This window comes from Hydrogenophaga sp. L310 (assembly GCF_055703065.1).
This window is the reverse complement of record NZ_JBVPZA010000037.1, coordinates 1-5327: the sequence shown is the minus strand read 5'-3', so window position 1 is coordinate 5327 and position 5327 is coordinate 1. Positions and strand designations below refer to the sequence as shown.

The 5327-nt window shown below is 60.4% G+C and carries 5 protein-coding genes and 1 pseudogene; all 6 read left to right on the top strand.

What is annotated here, in order from left to right; all coding sequences use genetic code 11:
* Positions 1–267 (top strand): annotated as a pseudogene (locus AC0GNO_RS23730) (hypothetical protein); the annotation flags it as partial.
* A gap of 403 nt (positions 268–670) precedes the next feature.
* Positions 671–2236 carry a recombinase family protein gene (locus AC0GNO_RS23725; protein WP_223264563.1) on the top strand — a complete coding sequence of 522 codons (1566 nt, stop codon included), beginning with the start codon at positions 671–673 and terminating at the stop codon, positions 2234–2236.
* Complete coding sequence (locus AC0GNO_RS23720; RefSeq protein WP_058719320.1) at positions 2233–3135, top strand: plasmid partitioning protein RepB C-terminal domain-containing protein; 903 nt, start codon at positions 2233–2235, stop codon at positions 3133–3135. The genes AC0GNO_RS23725 and AC0GNO_RS23720 overlap by 4 nt, the downstream gene beginning before the upstream one ends.
* Entirely contained in the window at positions 3132–4013 is an 882-nt protein-coding gene (locus tag AC0GNO_RS23715) for a plasmid partitioning protein RepB C-terminal domain-containing protein (RefSeq protein ID WP_147073216.1), read from the top strand. Before AC0GNO_RS23720 ends, AC0GNO_RS23715 begins: the two co-directional genes overlap by 4 nt.
* A 466-nt stretch (positions 4014–4479) precedes the next feature.
* The gene (tnpA, locus tag AC0GNO_RS23710; RefSeq protein ID WP_472905568.1) at positions 4480–4887 is read left to right on the top strand and encodes an IS66-like element accessory protein TnpA; all 408 of its coding nucleotides are present in this window, start codon (positions 4480–4482) and stop codon (positions 4885–4887) included.
* A 20-nt stretch (positions 4888–4907) separates the two neighbouring features.
* Positions 4908–5219: an IS66 family insertion sequence element accessory protein TnpB gene (tnpB, locus tag AC0GNO_RS23705; RefSeq protein WP_472905569.1), complete on the top strand. Its 312-nt coding sequence runs from the start codon at positions 4908–4910 to the stop codon at positions 5217–5219.
* Positions 5220–5327: the final 108 nt, after the last annotated feature.

The following is a 5327-nucleotide window of genomic DNA, read 5'->3' as shown; positions in this document are numbered from 1 at the left end:
CACCTCAAAGGTGAGCGGGGTGACCGGCTGCATGCGGTGCTGTGCGCTGCCGGTTTCAACATCCGCTGGTTGCTGCGCATGATCGCCAAGAAGGGCATCACCTTCTTGCGATCTGTTTTTTTGTGCCTGCAGCAGGCCCTGTCCCAAGGCCGGTCTTGGCTGGCGTCTGTCATGGCGCTGGGCATCGGGACAGAAAACACCTGGCTATCGGCCCGTCGTTCCCCGCGCTTCCACCCTCTGGATGTTCACGCGTCGGCTTCTGCTTGAAATGAATATTTCAGGGACGACTGATTACTGGCGAACGTACAGGAGCCAGACTGACAAAAGTAGCCCAGCACCGGTGGCGACCGTGGTGACCAAAGGCACCCCACTATCCGGCCTGTACTGGATCAAGTTCCAGCAAGAACCGTCTGCAAAGAGTGACGTCTGGATCGCGGAAATCACCCCGGCGCGCGTGGAATGTCCCTGCAAAAAGGACGCGTGCAAAGAGAGGACGTGATGGTCATCTCACATGCCGGGTATTACCGTTGCGCCCAAATGAGCTCTCGAACACCTGCATGGCAACCGCCTCAACGGTACCTCGACGCTGGCAACCACCGGCGCCACAGCTACAGATGAAGTGAAACGCAGGGCCCGAGAGCACCAATCAAAAATTGTGTGATCGGTCCCTATGCAATCAGAAGAATCAGAAAGTGGAAAGCCAGACCAACCTGCCTTGTTCCGGGCCGCCGAATACGTCCGGATGTCGACCGAGCACCAACAGTACTCGACCGAAAACCAGGCCGACAAGATCCGCGAGTACGCTGCTCAACGCGGCATCGAGATCGTGCGGACCTATGCCGACGAAGGCAAAAGCGGCCTGAACATTGGCGGGCGGCTGGCGCTGCAGCAATTGATTAAGGACGTGGAGTCCGGTACCACCGACTTCCAGATGGTGCTGGTATACGACGTCAGCCGCTGGGGTCGGTTCCAGGACGCTGATGAAAGCGCCTATTACGAGTACATCTGTCGCCGCGCTGGCATCCACGTCACCTACGTGGCCGAACAGTTTGAAAACGACGGCTCACCGGTTTCCACCATCGTCAAAGGTGTCAAACGTGCCATGGCGGGCGAGTACAGCCGGGAACTGTCCGCCAAGGTGTTTGCCGGGCAGTGCCGCCTGATCGAATTGGGGTACCGCCAAGGTGGCCCGGCCGGTTACGGCCTGCGCCGCGTCCTGATCGACCAGAGTGGCTCCGTCAAAAGTGAGTTGACTCGCGGAGAGCACAAAAGCCTGCAAACGGATCGGGTGATCCTGATGCCAGGCCCCGACTCCGAGGTACAGACGGTCAACCAGATCTACAAGTGGTTCATCGATGGCGGCATACCGGAGTCGGAAATCGCGGCCCGACTCAATGGCCAGGGAATTCGTACCGACTTGGACCGGGATTGGACCCGGGCCACTGTCCGCGAGGTGCTGACCAACGAAAAGTACATCGGCAACAACGTCTACAACCGGATCTCCTTCAAGCTCAAAAAACACCGGATCACGAACCAGCCGGACATGTGGATCAAGAAGGAAGGCGCCTTCGAGGCGATCGTGCCGCCGGAGGTGTTCTACATGGCTCAAGGCATCATCCGGGCCCGGGCGCACCGTTTCAGTAGCGAGGAGTTGATCGAAAAACTGCGCAACCTTTACCAGCATCGTGGCTTTTTGTCGGGTCTGATCATCGATGAGGCCGAAGGGATGCCGTCGGCCGCCGCTTACATCCACCGCTTCGGCAGCCTGATCCGGGCCTACGAAGCGGTGGGCTTCACCCCCGATCGGGACTACCAGTTCCTGGAGGTCAACAAGTTCCTGCGCAAGCTGCACCCGGAAATCATCGGCCAGACCGAACGAGCCATCGCGCAACTCGGTGGCACGGTCGTGCGAGACCCGGCCACCGACCTGCTGACGGTGAACCGGGAGTTCAGCATTTCGGTCGTTTTGGCCCGGTGCCAAACCCACGACAGCGGGCGTCTGCGCTGGAAGGTTCGCTTCGACACCAGTCTGGCACCTGACATCACGGTGGCCGTGCGCCTGGACCAACCGAACCAAGCTCCACTGGATTACTACTTGCTCCCGCGCCTGGACTTCGGCCTGCCACGCATCAGCCTGGCCGAACACAACGGCATCGAGTTCGAGAGCTACCGCTTTGACAGCCTGGACTATCTCCACGGCATGGCAGAACGTACCCGCGTCAGGAGGGCCGCATGAGCAAAGAACATCCGTCCAGCAATCTCCAGATGATTCCGATCGACAAGATCGAAGTCCTCAATCCGCGCGACCGCAATGGTCGAATCTTCGATGACATCGTCGGAAACATCAAGAACATTGGCTTGAAGAAGCCGATCACGGTCACGCCGCGCAAGGACGGCGATGGCCGGGAGAAATTCTTGCTGATCTGCGGTGAAGGTCGGCTCAAGGCCTTCAAGTCCCTGGGCGAGACCACCATCCCGGCCATGGTCGTCGATGTCAGCGACGAAGACGGTTTCATCATGAGCCTGGCTGAAAACATCGCCCGCCGCCAGGGGCGAACCCTGGAGTTGCTGGCGGGCATCGAACAGATGCGCGATCAGGGCTACGACAAAAAGGCCATCGCCCAAAAGACGGGGCTGGGCCAGGACTACGTTCATGGCATCTTGCAGTTACTCAAAAACGGTGAGGAGCGGCTACTGATTGCGGTTGAAAGTGGCCGCATCCCGCTCAACGCTGCGCTGGCCATCGCAGGGGCTGGTAGTAATGACAAGGACATCCAGGCGGCCTTGCAAGAGGCCTATGAAAACGGCCAATTGCGCGGCAACCACCTGATCCAGGCGCGCAAGGTCATCGAAAAACGCCGATCGCTGGGGCGGTCCATCGCAAGGGGGGCGCCGCGCAAGGTCCCGGACGTGACGTCCTCCAGCCTGATCAGGACGTACCAGCACGAGGTCGAACGGCAAAAGCTCATGGTCAAGAAAGCGGAATTCGCCCAGCAGCGACTGCTCTTCGTGGCTGAAGCCATGCGTCAACTCATGGCCGATGAGAACTTCACAAACCTGCTGCGCGCCGAGGGGCTGGATAGTCTGCCGAAATACATTGCTGAACGCGTCTGGCCCGCAGGAAACGCCTCATGACGCAAAGCAACCTGGGATTCATCCCTGAACCCATTACAGTGGCCTTCGAAAAACTGTTGCCCTCTCGCAAAGCCCCTGACGGGCTCATGAGTTCGCGCAAGTTCAAGCAGATCATTTCCTCTATCGATGCCGTTGGCCTGATCGAACCCCTGACGATCGCCAAAGCAGACAGGACCAGTGGTATGCACCTGCTGCTGGACGGGCACATCCGAATGTTTGCCTTGCAGGAATTGGGCTTCACTGATGCTCCATGCCTGATCGCCAAGGACGACGAGAGCTACACCTACAACAACCGTATCAACCGGTTGTCGACCATCCAGGAACATTTCATGATTCGGCGGGCGGTGGACCGTGGCGTCACACCGGCTCGGTTGGCGAAATCATTGGAACTGGACCTGGAGCACATCACCAAGAAGATCAACCTGCTGGACGGGATCTGCGCGGAGGCTGTTCGACTGCTCCGAGACAAGCACTTTTCGGCCAACCTGAGTCCGGTCCTGCGCAAGCTCAAACCGACGCGCCAGGTCGAGTGCGTCGAACTGATGGTGGCCACCAACAACATCACGGTGTCCTACGCCCAGGCCTTGCTGGCGGCCACGCCCCCAAACATGCTGGTCAACGAGGGAGGCCCAAAGAAAGTCAAAGGTGTCACCGCCGATCAAATGGCGAAGATGGAGCGCGAAATGGCAAACCTGGAAAGTCAGTTCAAGCTGGTCGAGCAGTCGTACGGGCAGGACGTCCTCAACCTGGTGCTGGCCAGGGGCTATCTGACGAAACTGCTGGACAACGAAGCCGTGATCCGGTTCCTGTCGCAGAACAACCCCGACATCCTGCGCGAGTTTTCGGGGATCGTCCAGGCCACGGCTCTGGACAAGTAGTGAATGCAGGGCCCTGGAATGCCCAGGGAGGATGTATCAGGTCCTCCGCTCGGCTCCTCCCTCGATGAGGTTTCGCCTTTTGCGAACTCAGGAGCTGGCATCCATCGAAATGCGCCGCACCCCCACCGGTCTTGCCTTTACGGCTTGGTTGGCGAGGTGGCCTGTGCTGGCGGCGAGGGCACGGAAACCAATCCCTATGCCATCGCGGCCAATTTCATCGCTTACCTTTCCTGCGCCATTGGACGGGGCGTGTACCTGCCCATCGGGAATACTTGGCACCACACTCGAATTTTCTGCCTGCACATCGGGCGCTCGGGGCGTGGCCGCAAAGGCGACGCCGTGCAACTGGTCTTGCGAATCGATCAGGCTCTGCGCGAGTTGGATGATCGTATCCGTCCGGTGACCCCATATTGAAAGCGCCGTGAGAAGCGGGCATCGTGTCCACGATTGGAGGATCGTGGAGACGATGGAACAGTTTTCAAGCGAAGGCCGGCCGCGCCGGCGTGAATACAGCAAAGCGTTCAAGGCACAGTTGGTGGCAGCGTGCGCGCAGCCTGGGGCCAGTGTCGGTGGTGTGGCCTTGTCGCACGGGCTGCACGCGAACATGGTGCACCGATGGATTCGGGAGGCGGGCCCTGTGCGCGCTCAACCGGGCGTCTGTGCGGATGCTGAGCCCGGCTTCATCTCGCTGCCGCTCACGGCAATGGCGGCCAGCACCCATGACGAGCAGGCGCTGGCTGCATTACCGCCATCCCCGCCTTTACCGCCGCCATCTGCGCCAGTCCAGGTGCGCCTGCAACGCGGCGAACTGGTGGTCAGCCTGCAGTGCCCACTGGGCCAGTGCGGGGCGCTCTTGCGCGAGGTGTTGCGGTGATCCGGGTCGATGCGGTCTGGATGTCCACGCAACCGCTGGACATGCGCGCCGGCCCCGAGACGGCCCTGGCGCGGGTGGTCCAGGTCTTTGGCGCGGCCCGACCGCACCACGCTTACCTGTTTGCCAATGCGCGCGCCACCCGCCTGAAGGTGCTGGTGCACGATGGCTTTGGGGTCTGGCTGGCCGCACGGCGCCTGAACCAGGGCAAGTTTGTCTGGGGCGATGAGCGCCTGGGTCCCCGACTGACGCTGAGCGCCGAGCAACTGCAGGCACTGGTCACAGGCTTGCCCTGGCAACGCCTGGGGGAAGGCGCTGTGATCACGGTGCTGTGATCTTGAACGCCCGCTGGGTACCGTTCAATTCGTGAATATGCCGATAGTCAGCGCCACCACCCATCGGGGATGATGGCGACCATGAACGAAACGGTGGATCTGCAGAGC

Coding starts and splice junctions, on each gene's coding strand:
- AC0GNO_RS23725 (WP_223264563.1), top strand. CDS start 671: ATGCAATCAGAAGAATCAGAAAGTGGAAAGCCAGACCAACCTGCCTTG.
- tnpA (WP_472905568.1), top strand. CDS start 4,480: ATGGAACAGTTTTCAAGCGAAGGCCGGCCGCGCCGGCGTGAATACAGC.
- AC0GNO_RS23715 (WP_147073216.1), top strand. CDS start 3,132: ATGACGCAAAGCAACCTGGGATTCATCCCTGAACCCATTACAGTGGCC.
- tnpB (WP_472905569.1), top strand. CDS start 4,908: ATGTCCACGCAACCGCTGGACATGCGCGCCGGCCCCGAGACGGCCCTG.
- AC0GNO_RS23720 (WP_058719320.1), top strand. CDS start 2,233: ATGAGCAAAGAACATCCGTCCAGCAATCTCCAGATGATTCCGATCGAC.